Source organism: Achromobacter denitrificans NBRC 15125 (genome assembly GCF_001571365.1).
Lineage (GTDB): Bacteria > Pseudomonadota > Gammaproteobacteria > Burkholderiales > Burkholderiaceae_B > Achromobacter > Achromobacter denitrificans.
Map to the genome: position 1 here is coordinate 206,123 of NZ_BCTQ01000002.1, position 24,375 is coordinate 230,497.

23 protein-coding genes and 1 tRNA gene are annotated in these 24,375 nt (G+C 65.2%); 16 read left to right on the plus strand and 8 right to left on the minus strand.

Annotated elements, in window-relative coordinates; all coding sequences use genetic code 11:
- Positions 1 to 159: 159 nt before the first annotated feature.
- From ADE01S_RS03275 to ADE01S_RS03285, 3 genes are all read left to right on the plus strand, one after another.
- Positions 160 to 993 carry an alpha/beta fold hydrolase gene (locus tag ADE01S_RS03275; protein ID WP_062680028.1) on the plus strand — a complete coding sequence of 278 codons (834 nt, stop codon included), beginning with the start codon at positions 160 to 162 and terminating at the stop codon, positions 991 to 993.
- A gap of 28 nt (positions 994 to 1,021) precedes the next feature.
- Complete coding sequence (locus ADE01S_RS03280) at positions 1,022 to 1,939, plus strand: MBL fold metallo-hydrolase (RefSeq protein ID WP_062680029.1); 918 nt, start codon at positions 1,022 to 1,024, stop codon at positions 1,937 to 1,939.
- A gap of 147 nt (positions 1,940 to 2,086) precedes the next feature.
- Positions 2,087 to 3,049: a bifunctional GNAT family N-acetyltransferase/nucleoside diphosphate kinase regulator gene (locus ADE01S_RS03285; RefSeq protein WP_062680030.1), complete on the plus strand. Its 963-nt coding sequence runs from the start codon at positions 2,087 to 2,089 to the stop codon at positions 3,047 to 3,049.
- Between the two features lie 42 nt (positions 3,050 to 3,091).
- Here the strand turns inward: ADE01S_RS03285 and ADE01S_RS03290 are convergent, their stop codons facing one another.
- The 6 genes from ADE01S_RS03290 to ADE01S_RS32020 all read right to left on the minus strand — a co-directional run bounded on the left by ADE01S_RS03290 (position 3,092) and on the right by ADE01S_RS32020 (position 10,617).
- Positions 3,092 to 4,147: a DUF72 domain-containing protein gene (locus ADE01S_RS03290; protein ID WP_062680031.1), complete on the minus strand. Its 1,056-nt coding sequence runs from the start codon at positions 4,145 to 4,147 to the stop codon at positions 3,092 to 3,094.
- Between the two features lie 274 nt (positions 4,148 to 4,421).
- Positions 4,422 to 5,303: an MBL fold metallo-hydrolase gene (locus tag ADE01S_RS03295; protein ID WP_207554408.1), complete on the minus strand. Its 882-nt coding sequence runs from the start codon at positions 5,301 to 5,303 to the stop codon at positions 4,422 to 4,424.
- A complete protein-coding gene (locus ADE01S_RS03300; protein ID WP_165695593.1) occupies positions 5,303 to 6,322 on the minus strand; it encodes a Bug family tripartite tricarboxylate transporter substrate binding protein in 1,020 nt (339 codons plus the stop codon). The genes ADE01S_RS03295 and ADE01S_RS03300 overlap by 1 nt, the downstream gene beginning before the upstream one ends.
- Before the next feature lie 245 nt (positions 6,323 to 6,567).
- Positions 6,568 to 7,983 carry an FGGY family carbohydrate kinase gene (locus ADE01S_RS03305; RefSeq protein WP_062680123.1) on the minus strand — a complete coding sequence of 472 codons (1,416 nt, stop codon included), beginning with the start codon at positions 7,981 to 7,983 and terminating at the stop codon, positions 6,568 to 6,570.
- Positions 7,984 to 7,987: 4 nt separating this feature from the next.
- Positions 7,988 to 9,220, minus strand: a complete 1,233-nt coding sequence (locus ADE01S_RS03310) for an NAD(P)/FAD-dependent oxidoreductase (RefSeq protein ID WP_062680033.1) — start codon at positions 9,218 to 9,220, stop codon at positions 7,988 to 7,990.
- On the minus strand, positions 9,217 to 10,617 hold the full coding sequence (locus tag ADE01S_RS32020; protein WP_062680034.1) for an NAD(P)/FAD-dependent oxidoreductase: 1,401 nt from the start codon (positions 10,615 to 10,617) through the stop codon (positions 9,217 to 9,219). Before ADE01S_RS32020 ends, ADE01S_RS03310 begins: the two co-directional genes overlap by 4 nt.
- A gap of 169 nt (positions 10,618 to 10,786) precedes the next feature.
- Here ADE01S_RS32020 and ADE01S_RS03320 point away from each other — a divergent pair, with 169 nt between their 5' ends.
- The 7 genes from ADE01S_RS03320 (at position 10,787) to ADE01S_RS03350 (ending at position 18,184) form a co-directional block, all read left to right on the plus strand.
- The gene (locus tag ADE01S_RS03320; RefSeq protein ID WP_062680035.1) at positions 10,787 to 12,235 is read left to right on the plus strand and encodes an amidase; all 1,449 of its coding nucleotides are present in this window, start codon (positions 10,787 to 10,789) and stop codon (positions 12,233 to 12,235) included.
- Positions 12,236 to 12,267: 32 nt separating this feature from the next.
- A complete protein-coding gene (locus tag ADE01S_RS03325; RefSeq protein ID WP_062680036.1) occupies positions 12,268 to 13,842 on the plus strand; it encodes an ABC transporter substrate-binding protein in 1,575 nt (524 codons plus the stop codon).
- 54 nt (positions 13,843 to 13,896) lie between these two features.
- Positions 13,897 to 14,838, plus strand: a complete 942-nt coding sequence (locus ADE01S_RS03330; RefSeq protein ID WP_062680037.1) for an ABC transporter permease — start codon at positions 13,897 to 13,899, stop codon at positions 14,836 to 14,838.
- Positions 14,835 to 15,653: an ABC transporter permease gene (locus ADE01S_RS03335; protein ID WP_062680038.1), complete on the plus strand. Its 819-nt coding sequence runs from the start codon at positions 14,835 to 14,837 to the stop codon at positions 15,651 to 15,653. Before ADE01S_RS03330 ends, ADE01S_RS03335 begins: the two co-directional genes overlap by 4 nt.
- Positions 15,650 to 16,516, plus strand: a complete 867-nt coding sequence (locus ADE01S_RS03340) for an ABC transporter ATP-binding protein (RefSeq protein WP_082775677.1) — start codon at positions 15,650 to 15,652, stop codon at positions 16,514 to 16,516. The genes ADE01S_RS03335 and ADE01S_RS03340 overlap by 4 nt, the downstream gene beginning before the upstream one ends.
- Positions 16,506 to 17,336, plus strand: a complete 831-nt coding sequence (locus ADE01S_RS03345) for an ABC transporter ATP-binding protein (RefSeq protein WP_082775678.1) — start codon at positions 16,506 to 16,508, stop codon at positions 17,334 to 17,336. Before ADE01S_RS03340 ends, ADE01S_RS03345 begins: the two co-directional genes overlap by 11 nt.
- A 68-nt stretch (positions 17,337 to 17,404) precedes the next feature.
- Positions 17,405 to 18,184: a DeoR/GlpR family DNA-binding transcription regulator gene (locus ADE01S_RS03350; RefSeq protein ID WP_062680041.1), complete on the plus strand. Its 780-nt coding sequence runs from the start codon at positions 17,405 to 17,407 to the stop codon at positions 18,182 to 18,184.
- Positions 18,185 to 18,447: 263 nt separating this feature from the next.
- Here the strand turns inward: ADE01S_RS03350 and ADE01S_RS03360 are convergent.
- Positions 18,448 to 18,521, minus strand: a tRNA-Gly gene (locus ADE01S_RS03360).
- 171 nt (positions 18,522 to 18,692) lie between these two features.
- On the opposite strand from ADE01S_RS03360, the gene trmB reads away from it, so the two are divergent.
- The 5 genes from trmB to lysM all read left to right on the plus strand — a co-directional run bounded on the left by trmB (position 18,693) and on the right by lysM (position 21,781).
- Complete coding sequence (gene trmB / locus ADE01S_RS03365) at positions 18,693 to 19,526, plus strand: tRNA (guanosine(46)-N7)-methyltransferase TrmB (RefSeq protein ID WP_062680043.1); 834 nt, start codon at positions 18,693 to 18,695, stop codon at positions 19,524 to 19,526.
- The gene (gene pip / locus ADE01S_RS03370) at positions 19,526 to 20,464 is read left to right on the plus strand and encodes a prolyl aminopeptidase (RefSeq protein ID WP_062680044.1); all 939 of its coding nucleotides are present in this window, start codon (positions 19,526 to 19,528) and stop codon (positions 20,462 to 20,464) included. The genes trmB and pip overlap by 1 nt, the downstream gene beginning before the upstream one ends.
- A gap of 13 nt (positions 20,465 to 20,477) precedes the next feature.
- Positions 20,478 to 20,678, plus strand: coding sequence for a sulfur carrier protein ThiS (gene thiS, locus ADE01S_RS03375; RefSeq protein WP_056559414.1), 201 nt, complete (start codon positions 20,478 to 20,480; stop codon positions 20,676 to 20,678).
- A gap of 295 nt (positions 20,679 to 20,973) precedes the next feature.
- On the plus strand, positions 20,974 to 21,291 hold the full coding sequence (locus tag ADE01S_RS03380; protein ID WP_062680045.1) for a hypothetical protein: 318 nt from the start codon (positions 20,974 to 20,976) through the stop codon (positions 21,289 to 21,291).
- Between the two features lie 43 nt (positions 21,292 to 21,334).
- Positions 21,335 to 21,781 carry a peptidoglycan-binding protein LysM gene (gene lysM, locus ADE01S_RS03385; RefSeq protein WP_062680046.1) on the plus strand — a complete coding sequence of 149 codons (447 nt, stop codon included), beginning with the start codon at positions 21,335 to 21,337 and terminating at the stop codon, positions 21,779 to 21,781.
- 238 nt (positions 21,782 to 22,019) lie between these two features.
- Here lysM and ffh read toward each other — a convergent pair whose 3' ends face one another.
- The gene (ffh, locus tag ADE01S_RS03390; RefSeq protein ID WP_062680047.1) at positions 22,020 to 23,426 is read right to left on the minus strand and encodes a signal recognition particle protein; all 1,407 of its coding nucleotides are present in this window, start codon (positions 23,424 to 23,426) and stop codon (positions 22,020 to 22,022) included.
- A gap of 106 nt (positions 23,427 to 23,532) precedes the next feature.
- On the opposite strand from ffh, the gene ADE01S_RS03395 reads away from it, so the two are divergent.
- Positions 23,533 to 24,375 (plus strand): cytochrome C assembly family protein, encoded by an 843-nt coding sequence (locus tag ADE01S_RS03395; protein WP_062680048.1) that lies wholly within the window; start codon positions 23,533 to 23,535, stop codon positions 24,373 to 24,375.

Sequence of the window (24,375 nt, forward strand, 5' to 3'; positions counted from 1 at the left end):
CAGCCCCGCGACGACACGCTTGCCACGCTTCGCATATTGGTGCGCGCGGCACAACAGAGTGCTTCCGGCGGCAGGCCTACCGCGTGCCGGACGCCCGACCTACGATGCATTCATCCCTGTCCCCTCTCGCAGCCCCCCACGCCCTATCGGAGCACACTCATGAACGCCAACATCCTCACCACCACGGACGGCACGCAGATCTACTACAAAGACTGGGGCGAAGGCCCGGTCGTCACCTTTTCCCACGGCTGGCCGCTGAACGCGGACGCCTGGGACGGACAGATGCACTTCCTGGCGCGCAATGGTTTTCGCGTCATCGCGCACGACCGACGCGGACATGGGCGCTCGTCGCAGCCCTCGTCCGGCAATGACATGAACGGCTATGCCGACGACCTGGCGCAGCTGATCGACGCGCTAGACCTGAAAGACATCACGATGGTCGGCCACTCCACCGGCGGCGGCGAGGTGGCGCGCTACATCGGACGGCACGGCACCAAGCGCGTCGCCCGCGCGGTGCTCATCGGCGCGGTGCCGCCCGTCATGCTGAAGTCGGCCGCGAACCCCGAAGGATTGCCCATCGACGTCTTCGACGGCATCCGCGCGGGCGTCGAAGGCGACCGCTCGCAGTTCTACAAGGACCTGGCCATCCCCTTCTACGGCGCCAACCGACCCGGCGCCAAGGTCTCCCAGGGCCTGCTGGACCAGTTCTGGCTGTGGGGCATGCAGAGCGGCCAGAAGAACGCGTACGAGTGCGTCAAGGCCTTCTCCGAGACGGACTTCACCGAAGACCTGAAGAAGATCGACGTGCCCACTTTGTTCATGCACGGCGAAGACGACCAGATCGTGCCCGTGCACGATTCCGCGAAGAAGGCCGCGCGGCTGGTGAAGACCGCCAAGGAGATCTATTACCCCGGCGCGCCCCACGGCCTCACCGCCACCATGCAGGACCGCATCAACGCCGATCTGCTCGCCTTCCTTCGCGCGTCCGCCTGAGCGGCCGCGCCTTCCCGGAGATTTCGTCATGCTTGCCATAGACCACACCTTGCCCATCAACGTCGAAACCCCCATCGACTTGGTTCCATCCCGCTACGCCGTGCAGATCGGAGAGATCGATGCGCTGGTGGTCAGCGACGGCGTGCTGCCGCTGCCAACCGCCACGATGGCCACGAACGCGGATCCGGCCGACCTGGCGAATTGGCTGGAACACATGTTCATGCCGCCCGACGCCTTCGACTGGCCGCTGAACGTGATGGTGGCCCGCAGCGGCAACCAGACCATTCTTATCGACGCCGGGTTGGGCGGGCAGTTCGCCGGCTTCCCGCGGGCGGGGCAGTTCCCTCAGCGGCTGGAGGCAGCCGGTATCGCGCTGGAGTCCGTGACGGACATCATCATCACCCACATGCACATGGACCACGTGGGCGGCCTGCTCGTGCCCGGCGTGAAGGAACGCCTGAGCCCCGACGTGCGCGTCCACGTGTCGGAGACGGAAGTCGAGTTCTGGACGTCGCCCGACTTCTCCCACACCGTCATGCCCAAGCCCGTGCCCGCCGTGCTCCGCTCCACGGCCACCCGCTTCTACGAGGAGTACCGCGACCGGCTGCGGATCTTCCAGGACCGGCACGAGGTTGCGCCGGGCGTGATCGTCCGCCTCACCGGCGGGCACCCCCCTGGGCACAGCGTCGTGGACCTGGTGTCGGAAGGCGAACGGCTGACTTTCGCCGGCGACGCCGTGTTCCCGGTCGGTTTCGACCATCCCGAATGGCACAACGGCTTCGAACACGATCCCGAGGAATCGGCCCGCGTCCGTATCGCGCTCTTCCAGGAACTGGCGAAGAACCGCGGACTGCTGGTGGCCGCCCACTTGCCCTTTCCTTCGGTCGGACGGGTGGCGGTCGACGGCGACGCCTTCCGCTGGGTGCCGGTCATCTGGGACTACTGATCGCACGCTTTGCGGGAGCGCCCCGCTGCCGTTGCGCGGCAACTGCCCCAAAACCCCGTCCGGCCAGTTGGAGGCAACGCGCGCGGCGGGTGTTCTGCATCGGCTCGCATTCCGTCCTAAAATGAGCGGTTTTCCGAAAGAACCGTCATGGCCATCGCCATGAAGGGCTTTCATCCTTTACAAATAAGTGTGGTGAAGATGAACAAGCCTTTCATTTCGCTGTGCCCGGAAATTACGCGGGCACACGCGCTGACGCTGATGGATTGGTTGGAAGACGAGCGCGTCACCTGCTACCTGAGCGATTCGCGCCACGTCTCCCGCTTCATCGAGCAAGCCATCGATCGGACGCAATTGCCGATCCTGACCCATTTGTTCAACCAGGGCGGCCGATTCTTCATGGCCTATGACCGGCATGATGCCCCGGTGGGCTTCGTCCGTCTCATCAAGACCGGCCCCAACTGCGAGATCGTCCTGGTCATCGGAGACTGCGACCAATGGGGCCGAAACCTCGGCGCCAGCACGATCCGCGAAGGCATGAAACTGGCCTTCCTCGACATGCGGGCCGAGAAGCTCATCGCCAAGATCCACCCGGACAACGAGCGCTCGCTGAAAGCCTTTCTGCGCAGCGGCTTTTTGCTTGAGACGGAAACGCCGACATTGAAGTCGTTTTCCATGACGGCGGGGCGCTACCTCCGCTTCTTGCGCGAAGATACCGTTGGCGACTCCACCGAGATCTACGTCACTGAGATCGACAAAGCCCGGCTCAAGAGCCTGATCGAGCTCGAACAAGGTCCGGCCGTCGTCGAGCTCGAACATGAGCTTGAGCGGGCCATCGTCGTCAAGCCGGAGCAGGTGCCGCGCAATGTCGTCACGATGAACTCCAGGGCCTTGCTGCAGCTGGACGACGACGAAATCGAAGTGGCCCTGGTCTACCCGGAGGATGCCGACAGCAGCGCCGGCAAGCATTCCGTGTGCTCCGACATCGGCGCCGCCATCCTGGGCTACCAGGAGGGGGACGCCATCGACTGGCGGATTTCGGATCGGACCCGCCGGATCGGGATCAGGAAAGTGCTCTACCAGCCGGAAGCCGCGGGCCACTTCCACCTGTAGGTCCGCCCTTGGCCCGGGCTTCGCCCGTCAGGCGCGACACGCCTACGCCGCAATGGCCTGGGCCAGCATCTGGATGGACAGTGGCGCGCAGCCCTCGGCATCGTTGCTGATCGTCACGTAGGCCGGCTGGCCCGCCCCCGTGATTCCGCGGATCGTGCGCGCCAGCACCGTGCGGGTAGGGAGATCCTCACTGAGAATGGCATTGAACGGATCGTGCTTTTTCTGCGCGTCGGCATAGCCATACGCGCCGAAAATCCGGTTCAGGTTCCACCGGCAGACCAGCGGCCCCGGCCATAGTGCGCGCAGTATCGGCAGTTGCGCTTCGATCGGCGGCATCTTGCCATGCAGGCCCAGGCAGAAAGTGGCCCCATGCGCCTTGAGCGTATCGACCAGCGCCTGGCCCAGCAGTTCAGGGTCCCGCACTTCCACCGCGACGATCACGGCGTCATGCGCGGACACAGCCTCCCGGACCGCCGCCAGCATGTGGCCCAGCTTCTCGAACAGCGCCGCGGGGCGACTCAGCCACCCCCAAGGCAGCGGACTCAGCTGGAACACCAGGACCCCGAGCTTGGCACCCAGGCCTTCGAGCGTCGGCCGCACGAATTCCTGGACGGCCAGCGACGGATCGAGGAAAACCGGGTTGGCCGCGCGCGCCCTGCCTTCTTCGCCACGCGCCTGAGCGTCGGTAATGCTGGCGGGACATTTGACGACGAAACGGAAGTCGTCATCGACCTGCCCCGCGTAGGCGGCATACTGGCTTGCCGTCAACGGGCGCCAGAACGTGCGGTCCACGCAGACCGTGCGCAAAAGCGGATGCTGATGGTAGGCGCCGAGACCATGCTTGGACAGCGTGCTCGAATCGTATTCGCCATCCCAAACTAACCCTTGCCAGCCTGGGTATGACCAGGTGGAGACGCCAAAGCGCAGCTGCGCCGGAAGCTGCTGCGCGAGCGCGCGCCAGTCCTGCGCCGCAGGCGCGGGAAGCACCTTGGCCATGCTGCGGAGGACGGAAAAGTCCGGATCGGCTCCGGAGGCCGCAGGATTCGGGGAATGGACCGGAGGCTGGAGCAGCGCATCTCCGAAAAGATCGTCTTGCATACTTGTCACACTGGCACGGGATAGGCTTAAGGGTACTTGAATAGCGCCGGACATGTTTCCGCACTATCGAAGGCAGGCAGAAGGAAGAGATCCTCGCCGAGCTGCGTCAGCCTGGCGTCCCGGCCGCTGACGCCCTGGCATCCGCTCGTCCCGTTTCGCCTGATTGCCGGCGCCGTGCGTGCGCCACCTCTGCACGCAGCCACCCATAGAACTGTTGTGGTGCCAAACCACAATTTTTCGGGTGAAATTGCAGTCTGACACCGCGGACGGCACATTAGAGGGTGATTTCCTCAAGGTCGTTAGCGATGATCAGGCGCCCATGGAAATCGCGGCTGACTTCCTCGCGCAAGCGCTCGATCATGGCGGTTTCATTCCTGGGGCGATGATGGGTCAACACCAGCGTGCCGACATTGCAGGCCGCTGCGATCTTGCCCACGGTGTCGCCACAGGCCAGTGTGTGTTTGGCGAGATTGCGGAAGTGTTCATTCGTGATCTCCGCATCGGCCAGGTAGCAGCACTGGACCAGCACGTCGGCATTCTTGGCCAGGCGTCGCAGCCCCGCGCAGTCGACCGTGTCCCCGCTGATGGCCACGACCTTGCCTTGGGTCTCCACGCGATAGCCGTAGCAAATCCAACGCTTCAGGAAAGCGCGCGAGAACTCCAATCCGTGTCCATGCACGACCGACTCCGCAAACACCCGCCAGCGCTCCGTCTCCGCCACCAACCCAGGCGCCACGTCCACGGTATCGATCGCGGACCAGCCGCCATGCGTGGGCTCTCCATCCGATCGCCACTCGATGTCCTTGTCGTACACCTGCGTCAGCAACGCGTTCATGATGCGCTTCGTGTCGGGCGGACCCCGGAACGATAGCGCATGGCGGCGCCCGTGAAGCCACGTGCTCAACGCCACGTCGAACAGGTCTCCAATATGGTCGAAATGGTGGTGCGTGATGAAAACGTCCTTCAACGATTCGAGCGCGATACCAGCCCGCACCATCTGCACGACCACACCACGCCCGACGTCGAAAAGCAGCGTTTCGTCGCCGATCTTCACCACGGTGGCGGGGCCCGCCCGCTCGGGATCCGGGCGGGGACCGCCGGTCCCCAGAGTCTGGACTCGCACAGGCAGGCTGGGAATTTCGTTCCGTATCGTCATCATTGCTCCAATGTAAATCCAGTTTCGCGGATGATGTCGCCCCAGACTTGACTGTCCCGCCGCACGCGCTCGCCGAATTCCGCGGCGGACAAATAGCGCGTGCGCAGATCCTGCTGCACGATTTGCCGTTGCACGGCCGGCGCCTTGAGCGCATCGGCCAACGCCAAGTTGAGCGATTCCGCCTGTGCTGCGGCTGTGCCCCTGGGCGCGAAGAATCCATACCACAACGACACGTCCTCCATGTCGCGCAGTCCAGGCACTGCCTGCGCCATGGTGGCGACTTCAGGCAACAAGGGCGACCGCTCCTTGCCCGTCACGCCGAGCACCTTGATACGCCCCTGCTTGTGCAGTTCGACCGCTTCGCCCGAGGTAATGATCGCGGCCTGGACTTCCCCGCTCTGGACTGCGATCAGCACGGGAGCTGTCCCCTTGTACGGGATGTGGAGCATGTCCAGGCCCGCCGCGCGGTTCAACATGACGCCGAGGAAGTGCGATGGCGTGCCCGCCGACATGGAGCCATAGCTGACGGTACCCGGCCGGGACCGGACGTATTCGATGAACTCGGCCAGGTTGGACGCGGGCACCGTTGGAGCGGCCACCAGCGCCAGGCTGAAATCTCCCAGTTCCGCCACGGGAGTCAGATCTGCGATCGGGTCGAAGGTCATCTTCGGGTACAACGCGGGAAAGAAGGCCGGCACGACCACGGGGGCCAGTAGCAAGGTCGTATTGTCGGGCCGCGCACGCGCTACTGCCTGCGCCGCAATCAGGCTGCCCGCGCCCGGTTGATTGTCCACCACCACAGGACGCCCAGTCATTTCAGTCAGGCGCTGTCCGACTACGCGCGCCAGGATGTCCAGCGCGCCGCCCGGCGGAAAGCCCACCACGATATGCAGCGGCACCGGCGTCTGGGCCCGCGCCAACCGAACTGCCGCGCTGGCTGCAATCAACCCACAGAAGCGGCGCCTCGCCGCTTTGCCCGAGATATCTATCATCATCGCGTGTCCTTTCAGAATTTCCACCGTGCGTCCATTGCGCGCTAGATCAGGCGCCATCGGCTCCGTGCTGACCTGACCGGGAATCCGATGACGGCATCGAGCCGCGCCGCATACCATAAGACCGCATGATAATAACGCCTGTATTATCTTGTATATACAAGTGTTTACCCCGTAACCACACCTTTTGATCAAGGGAATTCTCATCCATCTGGCGCAAACAGCGTCAAAGTGCAGAAGGCGTTGAGAACGGCCCTCCGACAGGCCGGCGTTCAGCTATGCCAGCCGCGCGAAAACGCGGCAGCTTCGCTGAAGCGCGCGCCGCGCGCTGCGGCCTCCGCTGCCGAGCACGCGGGTGCATAGATCAATCCGTCCTCCTGGCTAGCCTCTGCAGCGTAATCCCGCGCCGCCAGCCTCGCCGCCCCGAGCGCAGTCATGTCGCGAAACGCCGGCACGCGCAAAGGTCGTTGCAGTTGGTCGCACAGGAACTGGCAGAAATAGGAGTTGTTCGCCAATCCACCGTCGACCGCCAGGGTTCCTTCCAGCGCGATGTGCGCCTGCATCGCCGCCATGACCTCCGCCGCGCGCAAGGCGATGCCTTCCAGCATGGATTGCAACAGGTCGCGCCGCGAGGTCGCCGGCGTCATGCCCAACCAGAGCGCGCCCGCGCTCCGGTCCCAATGCGGACAGGCCAGGCCGGTCAGGGCCGGCACGAAGACCAGCCCGCGTGACAGGGCGGAAGGTCCCTCGAACGCGTCCAATTCGGCTTCGGCATCGAATAGCCGCAGGCTGCGCGCCCACTCGATTGCGGCTCCGGCGCTATAGACGCCGCCATCGAGCGCATACTGGATGGGGGCATCGCCGATTCTCCAGGCTACGGTCGGCAGCAGGCCGGAATCCGCATCGCGCGAGCTCTGCTGCCCAGTGTTGACCAATGCAAATGCCCCCGTGCCGAATGTGAACTTAGCCTGTCCCGGACGATGGCAGCCATGCCCAAACAAGGCGGCCTGCTGATCGACGATCGAGGCGGTTACAGGCGTGCCGCCGACCTCGCCGAAGGCATCCCAGGTGGACCGGATCGGCGGAAGGCAGTCCATGGGCACCTGGAACAATTCGCACAAGACCTCGTCCCACTGCCCGGTGGCGAGATTCATCAGCGAAGTCCGGGCGGCGGTGGTCACTTCGGTAGCGCCCTGGCCCGTCAGGTTGCGCAGGAAGTACGCATCTGTCGTGCCCAACTGCAGGCGTCCGGCCCGCCTCGCGGCCTGTACCGCGGGCACATTCTGCAATAGCCAGGCCAGCTTGCTGGCCGAGAAATAGGAATCCAGCGGCAGCCCCGCGCGGGCCAGCGTCAGGGCCTGCGCGCCTTGTGCCAGTAAGCGCGACACGGCGTCAGCGGTGCGATTATCCTGCCACACGATGACGGGAGAAAGAGGCTCGCCGGTAACACGGTCCCATGCCAGGCAGCTCTCTCCCTGGTTTGCCAGGCCGGCCGCGGCGGCAGGCCCCGCCGCCTCCAGGCAGCGGCGCACATTCGCCAGTAGCTCCAACGGATCGTGCTCGACCCAACCCGCTTGCGGATAACGCGCAGCGTGCGTCAGCGCCAATGCGATCCGGGCAGGTTGGCCTGGCTCCAGCACGAGGCTGCGGGTGCTGGTGGTTCCTTGGTCGACACTAATGAAACGCATGCGTTCAGTCCCGCGCCTCGGCGGCGCCCACAAACCCGATCCAGACGGACCGCAGGCCCGTGGACAAAGGAGGCAAGGGTACAACGATGCGCCTCTCGGGCAAAGCCGACATCCTGCGTCGCCACACCGGCGTACCATCGAACCTCAGGACCAGATCGCCCGTGATTGCCCGCGGCACGCGCAGCTGCAGCGAGGTCATCCCCCCCGGCTCGTCCAGGCGCAGCATCGACGGCACCACGTACTTGAGACCAGGCCCCACTTCGATATCCAATGCCGGTCCGGGGTCGCTGCCAAGCGAGCGCGCAATACGTTCTCCTATCGCCCGTCCTTCCCTGAACGACCAGCCCGCGGTCTCCACCGCGCGCAGCAGGTTGCCGGCGGCGAAATAGCGGGGGTCAGAGGTCCGTCCATGCTGATCCACCATGGGTCCCCCGCTGCCGCTGTCCTGACGCAGGTGCGATGCGCGGACCAGGGACGCTTCAGGCAGGAATTTTCCCGTGAACAATACGCCATCGCATGCGATGTCACGGCGCTGCCCTGCGGCGTCTTCAACGGTAACGTGCGTCACGCGGACTTGGCCATGGATATCGACGATGCGGGTGCCGTAGTGGAGTGGCACGCCCTTGAGCGCCGAAAACCTAGCCAGCCAGCGCCATGCAGTAGGACGGCTGCCGGCCTCCAGCATCGCGGCCGGCCGGATCCCCGCTTTGGCACATGACCAGATGGCGGACAAAGCCACCAGTTCCGTGCCTACGATGACTGGCGCCTGGAACGGCATCAGGCCGTGCAGGTACAGGTGGGCCTGCAGCGCGCCGGTATTCATCACGCCCAGGGGCCGTTGCCCTGAAACCAGCCGCGCGGCGCGCGATGCTTCGCGCGCCCCCGTCGCCAGCAGTACGCGCGTCGCAGCAGCCTCGACTAGGCCGCCCGGTGTCGTCATCCTCAGCACGCCGCCAGGCTCCAGCGCCACTACATGGTGATCCGTGCAAATACGCACGCCGGCATCGGCGGCCGCTACGCGCAACCTGTGCGCGTACGCGGGGCCGGACAGGATGCGGCCGAACTCCCGCAGGCCGAACGGCGGATGCCCGCAGTGCCGCGGCACGCCACCAGCCTGCGCCTCGCGTTCAATGACCGTCACGCGCTCCATGCCGGACCGGCGGCATGCGATGGCGGCCGCCAGGCCTGCCGGTCCGCCGCCCACGATCAATATGTCTGCCTGCAATGCGTCGGTCACGAGTTCTTTCCGATGGCCATGGGTTGATCGAATTTTCCGGCGCTCATCGCGGCCACGCTTGCACTGCAATAAAAGCCTTGGCAACGTCCCATGCAGACGCGTGTGCGGCGCTTCAGGCCACCCAAATCCCGCGCCGGCAACGGCCCTGCCAGCGCCGCCTCGATCTCCCTGCGCGTCACCATCTCGCAATGGCACACAATGTCGCCGTGGTCCGGCTGCGACCAGTCGCGCGGCAGATGCTCCGCCAAATTCGGCACGCGCGGCCATTCAACCCCGGCGGCGTCTGCCTCCACCGGCGGCGCGCCGTCTTCGGTCAGGGCCCAGGCATGCTGCGCCAGCCCCAGCGCGGCGGTCAATCCGGTTGAGCGTATGCCGCCCAGGACCAGATAGCGCTGTTCCGGCACAAAGCGCACACGGTATTCCTTACGTTCCGTGGCCGGGCGCAGCCCGGCGTATACGGCGGACACCGGCATCTGCTCCAGGCCCGGCACCAGCCGCCCCGCCTGCGCGATCAGCTGCGCCAGCTGTTCGTCATTGACGGTGGCCCGCGTCCGATCGTCCTGTTCCTCCGCCGTAGGACCGACCAGCACATTGCCGAAGATCGTCCGCGACAGCACCACGCCCTTGGTACGTTCATTCGGCACGGGCAGGATGATGTGCTGGATCAGGCGCGAAGACGGCTTGTCGAACACCACGAACTGCCCCTTGCGCGGCTTGATGGAGAACGAGGCACCGCCCAGCAGTCGCTGTTCGACGAGGTCGCCATACAGGCCGGCACAATTGATCGTCAGCGCTGCCTTGACTTCGCCGCGGCTGGTGCGCAGCGTCCAGCCTTCCCCCCCCGCCTCGCCGCCCAGCAGTTCGGTATCGAACGCGAACCACGCGCCCGCCGCCACGGCCTGCCTGGCATAAGCCAGAGGCGAACTCCAGGGATCGATGACGTGCTCGCCCGGCACAAGCAGCGCTCCCTGGGCTGGCGCCAGCGCCGGCTCGCGCTCCCGCACGCCCGCGGCATCCAGGATCCGGACATCGGCCACGCCATTGGCGCGCGCCTTGTCCGCCATCGCCGCCAGCTGTTCCCGCTCATCGCCGTTCCACGCGATGACCATGGCTCCGGTGCGCAGGATGGGCAGGTTCAGACGGTCCTTGATTGCCATGAATTCGCGGTATCCGGCCTGCATGCACCAGAGCTCCAGGCTGTCCGCGGGCGCATCGAAGCCCGTATGCAGCAACGCGCTGTTGCCTTTGCTGGCGCCGGAAAGAATGTCGGGAGCCTTTTCGATCAGCAAAGTGCGCCGACCGGCCAGCGCATAGCGGCGCGCTACCGCGCAGCCGACCACTCCGCCGCCGATTACGACGACATCGTAGTGTCCAGAAAGCGCCTCTAAGTGGGCCATGCAGGTGCCCTAGAAAAGTTCGATGCGGAAATTCTATATGAAATTGACTATTCGGGCATAAATTTTGACCATACGGGTATTCTCTAATTCATTCATTGCCCGAATAAATCTACATTTCGCCCACTGGTCGAACCATGGGGTTCGCGCCCGCTACCCATCCGGAGTTTTCATGAGCACGAATTTGGCAGAGCTGGACGCAGTCGCCTGCGCGGAATTGATCAAACGCGGCGATGTCAGCGCCGTGGAGATGGTCGAGGCCGCGATCACTCGCGTGGAACAGGTCAACGGTCAATTGAACGCGGTCATCCATCCTCGCTTTGAAAAGGCCCTGGTCGAAGCCAAGGCGGGTGTCCACCAGACGGCGCGGTTCCATGGCGTCCCCATGCTGATCAAGGATCTGGACGGAGTCTCCGCAGGCGATCCCTACTTCGGCGGCGCCCGCTTTCTGAAGGAGCTGAACTGGAAGGAAAGCGAAGACTCGACGTTGTTCACGCTGCTCAAGCAAGCCGGCTTCATTTTCATCGGCAAGACCAATACGCCGGAGTTCGGCACCATGACGACGACCGAGCCGCTCGCCATGGGCCCGACTCACAACCCCTATAAGACGGGCCATTCAACCGGGGGATCCAGCGGCGGATCGGCGGCGAGCGTCGCTGCGCGCATGGTGCCTCTTGCCCACGGCGGCGACGGCGGCGGCTCCCTGCGGGTGCCGGCCAGCGAATGCGGCATCGTCGGCCTGAAGCCCTCGCGCGGCCGCGTGTCGCTGGGCCCCTTCGAGGGCGAGGGCTGGGCGGGCTGCGTCGCCCGCGGCGTCATGACACGCAGCGTGCGCGACAGCGCGGCGGTCCTGGACATCATCGCGAAAGCCATGCCTGGCGATCCCTACGGCCCGCTGCAGGCGGCCCCCGCCGGCGGTTATGAACAGGCCATTCTGCGTACTCCGCAAAAGCTGAAGGTCGGCATGATGCTCAGCACGCCCGGCGGCCAGTTCGCCGTAGACCCCGAGGTCAAGCAGGCCACCATCGCCTGCGCAGGTCTGCTCGAATCGCTGGGCTACCACATCGAGGAGGCTCACCCCGCCGCGCTGGACAGCGATGTCATGATGACCAACGTGGCCGTCATCATCCGCAGCTGGACCGCCAGCGCGCTGGATACCTGGGGCGAGCGCATCGGCCGTCCTATCGTCGAAGGCGACATCGAGCCCATCAATTGGGAGTACTACAAGCTGGGCAAGGGCCTGAGCGCGGTGCAGTACGTGCGCGCGTTGGAAAACCTGCATCGCTGGTCGCGCGACGTCGAATCCTGGTGGAACGACTACGACCTGCTGATCACCCCCACCGTCTGCTCCCTGCCTCCGCCCCACGGCGCGTTCCGCCCGACCGACGACCCCTGGGATCCCTTCCGCAAGGGCGCGGAGATCTCCGCAATGGTGCGCCCCTCCAACGTAACGGGCCAGCCCGCCATCTCCGTGCCGATCGCTATGTCGGCTTCAGGCTTGCCGATCGGGGTGCAGATGGTGGCGGCAGAAGGCCGCGAAGACATCCTGCTGGCGGTCGCCGCCGCGCTCGAGCAGATGGTGCGCTGGAGTGAGCGCCGTCCTCCCGTCTGCGCCACCTGAACCCGCCTTAACGAACCGCTCCGGATCTTCCCATGACCAAAAGCCTTGCACGTTTCGCCCTGTCCGCCAGCGCCGTCCTGCTGGCCGCCGCACTGGCTCCGGCGGCGCACGCCGCCCCCGCCGACAAGACCTTGACCGCAGTACTGGAGTCGGACGTCCGCATTCTGGACCCGTCCTTCACCACTATCTACATCACCCGCACGTTCGGCTACATGGTGTATGACACGCTGTTCGGCATGAACGCCAAGGGCGAAATCAAGCCGCAGATGGTGGACCGCTACGACGTGTCGCCGGACAGCATGCGCTACACCTTCACCCTGCGCCCGGGATTGAAGTTCCATGACGGCCAACCGGTAACGGCCGAAGACGTGGTGGCCTCGCTGCAGCGCTGGGGTCAGCGCGACGCCTTGGGCAAGCAGCTGCTCGCCGCCAGCGCCAGCCTGACCGCCGACGACGACAAGACCGTCACGCTCAAGCTCAAGGAGCCCTTCGGCCCGGTCCTGCAGACGCTGGGCAAGCCTGCCGCCATGGTGCCGTTCATCATGCCCGCGCGCCTGGCCAAGACGCCCATGGGCCAGCAGGTGCCGGAAATCATCGGCTCCGGGCCGTTCGTGTTCCTGAAGAATGAATGGAAGCCCGGCAGCACCATCTCGTTCGAGCGTTTCAAGGACTATGTTCCGCGCGACGAGCCGGCTGACCTGATGGCAGGCGGCAAGGTCGCAAGACTGGATCGCGTGGTCTGGAAGTACATCCCGGACGGCAACACCGCTCTGTCGGCATTGCAGGCGGGCGAAGTCGATTACGTGCAGTACCCCTCGTTCGACATGTTGCCCATCCTGGAGACGGATTCAAACGTCCAACTGGTGGATCTGAAGGGCCCGAACATGTTCATGGGGTTCTATCGCCTGAACTCGGTGAACAAGCCTATGGACGACCCCGCCATCCGCGCCGTGGTCGCGATGGCGGTGGACCAGTCCAAGACCATTGCCGCGCTGGGCGTGCCGGAACGTTTCTCGATGCCGCACTGCGCGACGTACTACATCTGCGGCTCGGTGCTGGCGACTGACGCCGGCAGCGAACCCTACGCCAAGCCCTCCGTCGCGGCAGCCAGGGAAGCGCTGAAGAAAACCCGCTACGCCGGCGAAAAGATCGTCATTCTGCAAGCCACCGACATCGACGCGCCCCGTGTGTCCTCGGAGGTGCTGGCACAGACCCTGCGCGAAGTCGGCTTCAACGTCGAACTGCAAAGCATGGACTGGAACAGCGTCATCTCCAAACGCGCGAGCAAGGACGCCTGGCATATTTTCGGCGTCCACGTTTCGGGCTACGACATGATGTCGCCGCTGACCAATCTGTACATCGGGAACAACTGCCAGGACTATGCCGGCTGGAACTGCGATGCGCGCATCACCAAGGACCTGGCGGCCTTCCGCCAGACCTCGGACCCCGCCGAGCAGAAACGTCTGGCGGCCGATATGCAGAAGGTGGCCTACGAAACGACGCCTGCCGTGATCTGGGGCCAATTCAGCCAGCCAGCCGCCTACCGCAAGAACCTCAAAGGCGTGATCGAGTCCTCCATCCCCGTGTTCTGGAACATCTCCAAATGACGTCTCTCGCCCCTAGGACGACTGCCGTCCCGCGTACGGATAGGAGGCGCTGACATGCTGAGAAAACTGATCGAGCGCCTGCTGGCCACACTACCAGTCGTCCTGATCGTCGCATTCCTGATTTTCCTGATGCTGCGCCTGAGTCCCGGAGACCCGGCGCTCATCATGGCCGGCGACAACGCGTCGCCGCAGGACGTGGAACGCATCCGCATACAGCTGGGGCTGGACCAGCCGCTGCTCCTCAGTTTTCTCACATGGCTGGGCAATGTGCTGCGGGGCGATCTGGGCACCTCGCTATTTGCCAACATGCCCGTGACGGCGCTGATCGCGCAACGCCTGGAGCCCACGCTGATGCTGGCGGGCTTCGCCACGCTGTTCTCCGTGACGCTGGCGGTGCCGCTGGGCGTGCTGGCGGCCACCCGCCAGGGCTCCTGGATCGACCGCGGCGTCATGGTGTTCGTCGTCCTGGGGTTCTCCATGCCGGTGTTCCTGATCGGCTATGGGCTCATCAAGGTCTTCGCCATCCAGCTGGGGTGGGTTCCCGTCCAGGGCTATGTGTCGTTCTGGACGGATCCGCTCAAGGCCTTGCATCATCTGTGGCTGCCCGCCATCACCATCGGTCTGGTCTACGCCGCGCTGGTGGCCCGGATGACCCGTTCCTCCATGATGGACGTGCTGCGCCAGGACTACATGCGGACGGCCCGCGCCAAGGGCCTGCGCGCCGCCACCATCCTGGGCCTGCATGCGCTGAAAAATGCCGCGCCGCCCATCGTCACCACGATAGGCGCGGGTGTCGCCATGCTGCTGGGCGGCGTGGTCGTCACGGAAAGCGTGTTCGCGATTCCCGGATTGGGCCGACTGACCATAGACGTGGTCCTGCGCCGCGACTACCCCGTGATCCAGGGTCTGCTGCTGTTGTTCTCCCTTATCTACTTCGTCGTGAACATGGTCGTCGACATGATCTACGTGGCGGTCGACCCGCGGGTGCGCTCATGAAACAGTTCGTCTCACGCCACGGCGTCGCCTGCCTGTGCCTGGCCTTCCTCGCCGTGCTGGTGCTTGCGGCCGCGTTCGCTCCGCTCCTGACTTCAGTGGATCCGCTCTCGATGTCGCCAACCGAACGCATGAAGCCGCCATCGGCGGCGCACTGGTTCGGCACGGATTCCTACGGGCGCGACGTTTTCGTGCGTACGCTCTACGGCGGACGCGTGTCGCTGCTGGTCGGCATCAGCGTCACCGTGCTGGCGACCGTCGCCGGCACCCTGATCGGCCTGGTCAGCGGCTATCTCCCGTTGCTGGACAAGATTCTCATGCGGGTCATGGACGGCATCATGTCCATTCCCGGCGTGGTCCTGGCCGTGGCCTTGATGGCGCTGTTCAAGGCGGACATCCTCACGGTGGTCATCGCGATCGCGATTCCGGAGATTCCCCGCGTCGCCCGCCTGGTCCGCTCCAGCGTCAAATCGATCAAGGAACAGGAATTCATCCAGGCCGCCCTGGTGTCCGGCTCCACCCTGGGCCGCGTGCTGTTCCGGCATGTGCTGCCCAATGCCGCGGGGCCGCTGGCCGTGCAGGCAACCTTCGTATGCGCCTCGGCCATCCTGCTGGAAGCCTACCTGAGCTTTCTCGGCGTCGGCCTGCCGCAAGAAATCCCCACCTGGGGCAACATCATGAGCGGCGGCAGGGTATCCGTCCAGATTGCCTTCTGGAGCCTGTTCTACCCGGGCGTCGTCCTGGCGCTGACCATCCTGTCGGTCAACATCCTGGGCGACGCCATCCGCGATGCCTACGACCCGAGGGCCAAGAAATGAGCAAGGATCAGACTCCAGTCGTAGCCGTAAACCACCTGGAGGTCGCCGTCTCCCAGAGGGGCGCGCTCAATGTGCTGGTCGATGATATTTCGTTCGCACTGGCCCGCGGTGAAACCCTGGGCATCGTCGGGGAAAGCGGCAGCGGCAAGACGCTTACCTCGCTCGCCCTGATGGGATTGCTGCAGGCGCCGCTGAGCGTAACCAAGGGCGAGATCCTACTGGACGGCGTCAACCTCGCTGGCTTACCCGAAGCCCGGATGCGCGCGCTGCGCGGCAGCCGCATCGCCATGGTCTTCCAGGAACCCATGACTTCGCTGAATCCGGTCCTGACCATCGGCCGCCAGCTTATCGAAACACTGCGCGCCCATGCTCCCGTCAGCAAGGCGCAGGCCCGCGACAAAGCTGTCGCGCTGTTGGAGCGCGTGCGGATTCCGGACGCGGCCAATAAGCTCGGCAGCTATCCGCACGAGTTCTCCGGCGGAATGCGCCAGCGGGTCATGATCGCCATGGCGATGATGTGCGACCCCAAGGTGCTGATCGCCGACGAGCCCACCACCGCGCTGGACGTTACCATCCAGGCCGAGGTGCTAGGCCTGTTGCGCGATATCCAGCGTGAGTTCGAGACCGCCATCGTGTTCATTTCGCATGACCTCGGCGTCGTCGGCGACGTTGCCGACCGTGTGATGGTGATGTACCGCGGCCGGGCGGTGGAGGCCGGAACCGCCGAGGACGTCCTGCTCACCCCCCAGCATGACTACACGCGGGCCCTGATCGGCGCCCGCCCCAAACTGGTGCGCGGCGAGCAGGCCCTTGCCCTCAAGGAGCGCGGCCCCCTGATCGAGGTATCTCCCCATGCATCGTGATCTCCCGCAAGACGCAGTGGCGGTAGCCGCGCCGCTGCTGCAGGTCCAGCATCTGGTCAAGGACTACCCGGTCCGCCGCCAGGGCATGAGGCGCGGGGGCATCCTGCGCGCCGTCGACGACGTCTCCTTCACCCTGGAGAAAGGCCGCACGCTCAGCATCGTGGGCGAATCGGGCAGCGGGAAATCGACGGTGGCGCGGATGGTGATGCGCCTACTGGAACCGACGCAAGGCAGTATCAGGCTCGACGGCGAGGATTGGCTGGCGCTGCCGCGCCGCGAGCTGCGGCTGGCGCGGCAGAAAATCCAGCTGGTGTTCCAGGATCCGTTCTCGTCCATCAATCCCCGCATGCGTGTGGCCGAGGTCATCGGCGAACCGTTGCGCAACTTCAACATCGCGCGCGGCGAAGCTGCTCGCGCCCGGGTGGTGGAGCTGTTGGAACAGGTGGGCCTGAGCGCCGCGGCCCTGACGCGTTATCCGCACGAGTTCTCGGGCGGCCAGCGCCAGCGCATCGTCATCGCTCGGGCTCTGGCGTCAGACCCCGATCTCATCGTCTGCGATGAGGCGGTTTCGGCGCTGGACGTCTCCATCCAGGCGCAAATCCTGAACGTGCTGGCCAGGATTCAAGAGCAAATGAAGGTCTCATATCTGTTCATTTCGCACGATCTGGCCGTGGTCCAGCACATCAGCGACGAAGTCGCCGTCATGTACAAGGGCAGCATCGTCGAAACCGGCAGCACACGGGAAATATACAGCCGCCCCAAGCACGCCTATACCGAACGCCTGCTGGATTCCGTGCCAGGGCAGCGTCTCAAGCTCTAGCGCCTGCCAGACTGCGATGGACAGGTAAAATTCAGCACTCAACCCCATGACGCAAGATCGATAGAAAAATGAAACCAGTCAACCGTCGTGAAAAGATCGTCGATCTGGTGCGCAACCTGACCAAAGTCAGCGTGGACGACCTCGCGGACCATCTGCGGACATCCAAGGAAACGATACGCCGGGATCTCACGATCCTGGCCGAGGAAGGCAGGATACGCAAAGTCCATGGCAGTGCCCTGTTACCGGAGCTGCGCGGCGAAAGCGCATTCCACATCCGCATGAACGAAGCCGCGCCCGAAAAGCGCAGCGTAGGCGCGCGGGCGGCCGAATTGTTCGGCAGCGGCGACGCCCTCTTCGTCGACACCGGAACCACGACCCTGTTCTTTCTCGAAGCCTTGGCCGCCAAATCCGGACTGACGGTCATCACGAATTCCATCCTCGGTGCTCAGGCAATGGCGCGCGGGAAGGGCCAGAACAAGATATTCATCCTGGGCGGCGAATACTACAGCGATGCCAGCGAGAACCTGGGCGCCCTGACGATAGAGCAGATCGGCCGTTTCAACGCCCACCACGCCGTACTGACCGTGGGTGCCATCACGCCCGAAGGTATCCTGGACTTCTCGCTGGAGGAGGCCGAGGTAGCGCGCGTGATGGTGCAGCGCGCGAAGTCGGTTACGGTCGTGGCCGACGGCGCCAAGATGGACCGTGAAGCCCTATTCAAAGTCTGCGCACTTGAACAGATTTCGCGGCTGGTCATCAGCCGCCCGCCGCAAGGCGCCCTGGCCGAGGCCCTGGCGCTTGCGAAGGTGGAAGTCATTGTGGCGACGCCGGCGCTTCCATCGGCCTGAGATCGGCCTCTTCGGCGATCTTGCCAAAGGCTTCCAGATCACCCTTCGCCCGCGCAGCGGTTTCCGCCGGCAGGAGACGCGCGGGCCTATCGCCAAGTCCGGCAGGCGCTGCTTCATGATGGCGGAGGACAGCAACCATGCGGTACGCCGGCCCGCCCTATTGGATTTCCCTGATCTCGACCACATTGGGAAGAGAGAACGTCAGTGAAAGTCGATCACTTGGATCAACTTCCCAAAGTGACGAACCGAGTATGGAGCGCAATTGGAGCGGGTGATGGGAATCGAACCCACGCTTGAGGCTTGGGAAGCCGCCGTTCTACCATTGAACTACACCCGCTCGGGTGTCGTGCCCCGGCGCGAAGCCGAAGCAGAGGCGGCGATTATAGCGCGGGTTTTTCCTTGCCGGGCGCGGCGTCGGGCAGGCGGCCCGCCTCTCGACTTAATGCGTCCCTAATTTAGTGCGTTTGGGCGACACCGGCCCGCCGGGCCTGCCACTACAATTCGGGCTATGAATACGAACACCCCCGAAAATCCTCCCGCGACGCCCGCGCCCGCAGCGGCCCCGGCTTCGGCGCAGCCCCCCGAAACACCCGAGGGCCGCGGCGCGCCCGCCGCCGTTTCCCCCCAGACGCAGGCCGCCCTGGCGAGCGCCGCGCACGCGCCCAACAGCCCGGGCGCCACCCATATCCGCAGCTTCGTGCATCGCCGCGGCCACATCACGCAAGGCCAGTTGGCGGCGCTGGAGCGCCTGATGGGCCAGTGGTCCATCCCCTACGCTCCCCGCAGGCTGGATCCCGCCGCGGCCTTCGGCCGGCAGGCGCCGACCGTGCTGGAAATTGGCTTCGGCATGGGCGAAACCACCGAGAAGATCGCGCTGGCCCGTCCCGGCGACAATTTCCTGGGCGTGGAAGTGTTCAATGCCGGCGTGGGCTCGCTGCTGCGCCGCATTGAAGACTCCGGCATCCCGAACCTGCGCATCATCCAGCACGACGCCGTGGAAGTGGTGCGCGACATGATCGCGCCCGATTCGCTGGCGGGCGTGCATGTCTATTTCCCCGATCCGTGGCCGAAGAAGCGCCACCACAAGCGCCGGCTGCTGCAGCCGCCCTTCGTGTCGCTGCTGGCCAGCCGCATCGCTCCCGGCGGCTATATCCACTGCGCGACGGACTGGGAAGATTACGCAGTGCAGATGATGGAAGTGCTGAGCAACGAACCCCTGCTCGCGAATACCGTGGACGGCTATGCGCCGCGCCCCGATTACCGCCCCCTGACCAAATTCGAGACACGCGGCCTGCGCCTGGGCCACGGCGTCTGGGACCTGATCTTCAAGCGAGTCGCCTGATGCTCTATCCGCCGATCGAACCCTACCGCCAAGGCACGCTGGACACCGGCGACGGCCACCAGATCTACTGGGAACTCTGCGGCAACCCCAAGGGCAAGCCCGCGGTGTTCCTGCACGGGGGCCCGGGCAGCGGATGCTCGCCCGTGCATCGCCAGCTGTTCGATCCGCAGCGCTACAACGTGCTGCTGTTCGATCAGCGCGGCTGCGGCCGTTCCCTGCCGCACGCCAGCCTCGACAACAACACGACCTGGCACCTGGTGTCCGACATCGAGCGCCTGCGCACCGAAGTGATGGGCGCGGAGCAGTGGCTGGTGTTCGGCGGCTCGTGGGGTTCGACGCTGGCGCTGGCCTACGCGGAGACGCATGCCACCCACGTGAGCGAGCTGGTGCTGCGCGGGATCTTCGGGCTACGCCGCGCGGAGATCCAGTGGTTCTACCAGGAAGGCGCGTCGTGGTTGTTCCCCGACCGCTGGGAAGAGTACCTGGCGCCCATCCCCGAGAACGAGCGCGGCGACCTGGTGGCGGCGTATCACAAGCGCCTGACGGGCGACGACCCGGCGGAACAACTGCGCGCCGCGAAGGCCTGGAGCAAGTGGGAAGACAGCACCATCACGCTGCTGCCCAGCCCGCGGCACCAGCAGAGCCATGCCGCCGACCGCGCGGCGCTGGCCTTCGCCCGCATCGAGAACCACTATTTCGTGAACGCCGGCTTCATGGAAGAAGGCCAGCTGATCCGCGACGCGCACAAGCTGCGCGGCATCACGGGCACCATCGTCCAGGGCCGCTACGACGTCTGCACGCCCGCGCGCACCGCCTGGGACCTGCACCGCGCCTGGCCGGAAGCGGAGTTCCACCTGGTCCCCGACGCGGGCCACGCTTTTGATGAACCCGGCACGCTGGCGCGCCTGATCGCCGCCACCGATACCTACGCGCGATAACAAGGAGACCTGCATGCACATCACCCTGAACGGAGACGCACGGGAGTTTCCCCTGGACACGACCGTGAACGAACTGCTCGAAACGCTGGGTTATGCCGGCAAGCGCGTGGCCGTGGAGCGCAACGGCGAGATCGTTCCCAAGAGCCAGCACGCGCAGACCGCGCTGTCCGACGGCGACCAGATCGAAATCGTGGTGGCGGTGGGCGGGGGCTAAAGCCCGCGCCGCGCGCGCCTAGCCGCGCATCCACGCATCGAAGACGAGGGCCGCCCACACAGCGGCCCTCGTCGCATGTAGCCGCCTGCCCGATGCGGTTTAGGTCCATGCGGATGCATTCCGTGCAAAGTGGCCAGCATTCTTGCGTAGTCTGCCAAGAGACTAGCAACCTGTTACACGTTAACCCCTCGTCGCGCCGGGAATCTGCGAGTCATAATCGTTCCTGCTGGTTTCGCACTATTGTCTTGCTGTTGTTCTAACGTTGCACATCGCCCCTGCGGGCAGAGGAGGCATCATGGACACTGCAGTCATCGTCAACCTACTCATCCAGCTTGTCGCGGGCGCAGCCGGCGGCAACGGCCTGGCGAAAATGCTTCAGCAGTTCAATCTGGGGCCGTTGGGCAATACCATCGCCGGCGCCATCGGCGGCCTGGCGGGCGGTTCCTGGCTGGCCCCCATGATCACCGCGGGAGCCGGAGCGGTTGCGGCGGGCAATGCGGGACTGGACCTTTCATCGATCGCCGGCAGTCTGGTCGGCGGTGGCGTAGGCGGGGCCGTGCTGACCTTGATCGCCGGCGCCGTGCGCAAGATGTTCATGGGCCAAAAGCCCTGATGGCACTTTGTTTTCTCACCGCAACACACATAAAGGAAACACTATGGGTCTGCTCAATTTCATCAAGGACGTCGGGGAAAAACTCTTCGGCGCCAGCGAGGCCAAGGCCGCGACGGCGGACGAATTGAAGAAAGAGCTCGACAAGCACGGCCTGAACGCCGACGGCTTGCAGATCTCGGTCGACGGCGACAAGGTCACGGTGGCCGGCGAGGCGCTGAGCACGGAAGCCGCCGAGAAGATCACCCTGGCGCTGGGCAACACCGTCGGCGTCGCGCAGGTGGACAACCAACTGAAGGTGAAGCAGGCCACGCCCGAAGCGAAGATGTACACCGTGCAAAAGGGCGACAACCTGTGGAAGATCGCGGAGGCGCAATACGGCAAGGGCCAGGGCGCCAAGAACACGCTGATCTTCGAAGCCAACAAGCCGATGCTGACCAGCCCCGACAAGATCTATCCGGGCCAGGTGCTGCGCATTCCGCCCGTGGCCTGACGCGCAAAAAGGAACAAGCCGGAAGGCACCCATGCGCTTTCCGGCTTGCATCGCGGCAGCGCCCCCTGCTCGCCGCGATGACTTGGCCAGATGCAACGTCTGGCCATTTTTTTGCGCACCGGATCCGCAATGAAAAATGCCCCCGAAGGGGCATTCCAGTACGGCGCGAAAAGGCCGCTTTCCGCCGGGCCGTCCGACCGGCAATGCGCCCTCTTGGGGAGCATGCGGCGTCGGCGGCTTACTTCATGCCGAAGCGGCCCAGGCCCTTCATGCCGCCCATGGCGCGCATCATCTTGGCCATGCCGCCCTTCTTCATCTGCTTCATCATGCCCTGCATCTGGTCGAACTGCGCCAGCAGGCGGTTGACCTCCTGCACCGGCACGCCCGAACCCGCGGCGATGCGACGCTTGCGCGAGGCCTTGATGAGTTCGGGCTTGGCGCGTTCGGCCGCCGTCATGGAATTCAGGATGCCTTCCGTGCGGCGCAGCTGCTTCTCGGCCTGGCCGCCTTGCAACTGGCCGGCGGCCTGCTGGAACTGGGCGGGCAGCTTTTCAAGCAGGGAACCCATGTCGCCCAGCTTCTTCACCTGGCCGAGCTGATCGCGGAAATCGTTCAGGTCGAACTTGTTGCCCGACTTGATCTTGGCCGCCAGCTTCTGGGCCTCGGCGATGTCGATGTTCTTCTGCGCCTGCTCGACGAGCGACACGATGTCGCCCATGCCCAGCACGCGCTGCGCCATGCGCTCGGGGTGGAAAGGCTCAAGGCCGTCCAGCTTTTCCGACACGCCGACGAACTTCAGGGGCTTGCCGGTGACGTGGCGCACCGACAGGGCCGCGCCGCCGCGGGCGTCGCCGTCGAGCTTGGTCAGGACCACGCCGGTCAGCGGCAACGCGTCCGCGAAGGCGCGCGCGGTGTTGACCGCGTCCTGGCCCTGCATGGCGTCCACGACGAACAGCGTTTCCACCGGCTTGACCAGGTCATGGAGCGCGCGGATTTCGCGCATCATGGCCTCGTCGATGCCCAGGCGGCCGGCCGTGTCCAGGATCAGCACGTCGTAGTGGTGGCGGCGCGCGTGGTCCACCGCGTTGCGGGCGATGTCCTCGGGCTTCTGGCTGGGGTCGGAGGGCAGGAAGTCCACACCGACCTGGGCCGCCACGCTTTTCAACTGATCGATAGCGGCCGGGCGGTAGACGTCGGCGGACACCACCAGCACTTTCTTCTTGCCGGTCTTGCGGCCGTGCTGGGTGTGCTGGCCCTCGGTGAGCCAGCGGGCCAGCTTGCCGGTGGTGGTGGTCTTGCCGGCGCCCTGCAGACCCGCCATCAGGATGACGGCGGGCGGCTGCACGGCCAGCGACAGTTCGCCGGCATCGGCGCCCAGGTCGCCGCCCATCAGGGCCGTCAGTTCCTTGTGGACGACGCCCACCAGGGCCTGGCCGGGGCTGAGGCTGCCGGCGACTTCTTCGCCCAGCGCCTTTTCCTTCACTCGCGAGACGAATTCGCGCACGACGGGCAGCGCCACGTCGGCTTCCAGCAGCGCCATGCGCACTTCGCGCAGCATCTCCTGGGTGTTGGCCTCGGTAAGGCGGGCTTCCCCGCGCAGCGTCTTGACGACGCGCGACAGGCGTTGAGTTAGGTTATCGAGCATGAGAGGCGTTTCCGCTTAAACTAGTTGATTGAACGGTGGCCGCGGGCGCGGATTTCGCGCTTTCGGGTGGCACGCACCCCCAGGCCCCATCCAGACAACGGTTTCTATGTCACTAGGCATTGTATTTCACACGGCGGCTGCCTTGGCGTACGCAGTGCTCGGGGGGTCGCTTTGGATCCGCCTGGCCGGCGCCGGCGGCGTGGAACAGACAGGCAAGATCGCCCGTCTGTGCCTGCTGGGAGCCCTGGTCCTCCATGGAATCGGGCTGCAACAATCCATGCTGGGCGCCCAGCATCTGTTCATCGGGTGGGCGCTGGCCCTGTCCGCCGCCATCTGGCTCGGCATGGTGGTCTTCTGGCTGGAAAGCCTGCTGGTGCGCATCGACGGGCTGCAATTGCTGCTGCTGCCGGCCGCGACGCTGGCCGCCGGCCTGGCCGCGATCTTCCCCCAGGGGCAGTACGTGCCCCACGCCAACGACGCCTGGCTGCGCGTGCACCTGCTGATCGCCCTGGCGGCGTACGGCCTGATCACCATCGCCGCCCTGCACGCCATGATGATGGCGCTGCTGGACCGCCACCTACACCGCCCCCTGGACGCGCCCGCCGAGCGCAGCATCGTGGGCCGCGTGCTGGATTCCCAGCCTCCGCTGCTGGTGCAGGAGCAGCTGCTGTTCCGCATCATCTGGATCGGCTTCATCGTGCTGACGCTGGCAGTGGGCACGGGGTCGGTGGCGTCCATGAAGCTGACCGGCAAGATCCTGCCGTTCGACCACAAAACCGTCTTCACGCTGCTGTCCTGGCTGACGTTCGGCGTGCTCCTGGCGGGCCGGCACGTCTGGGGCTGGCGCGGCCGCGTCGCCCTGCGCTGGACGCTGACGGGTTTCGGGTTCCTGATTCTGGCCTACACCGGCAGCCGGTTCGTGCTGGAAATGATTCTGCACCGAGGTTGA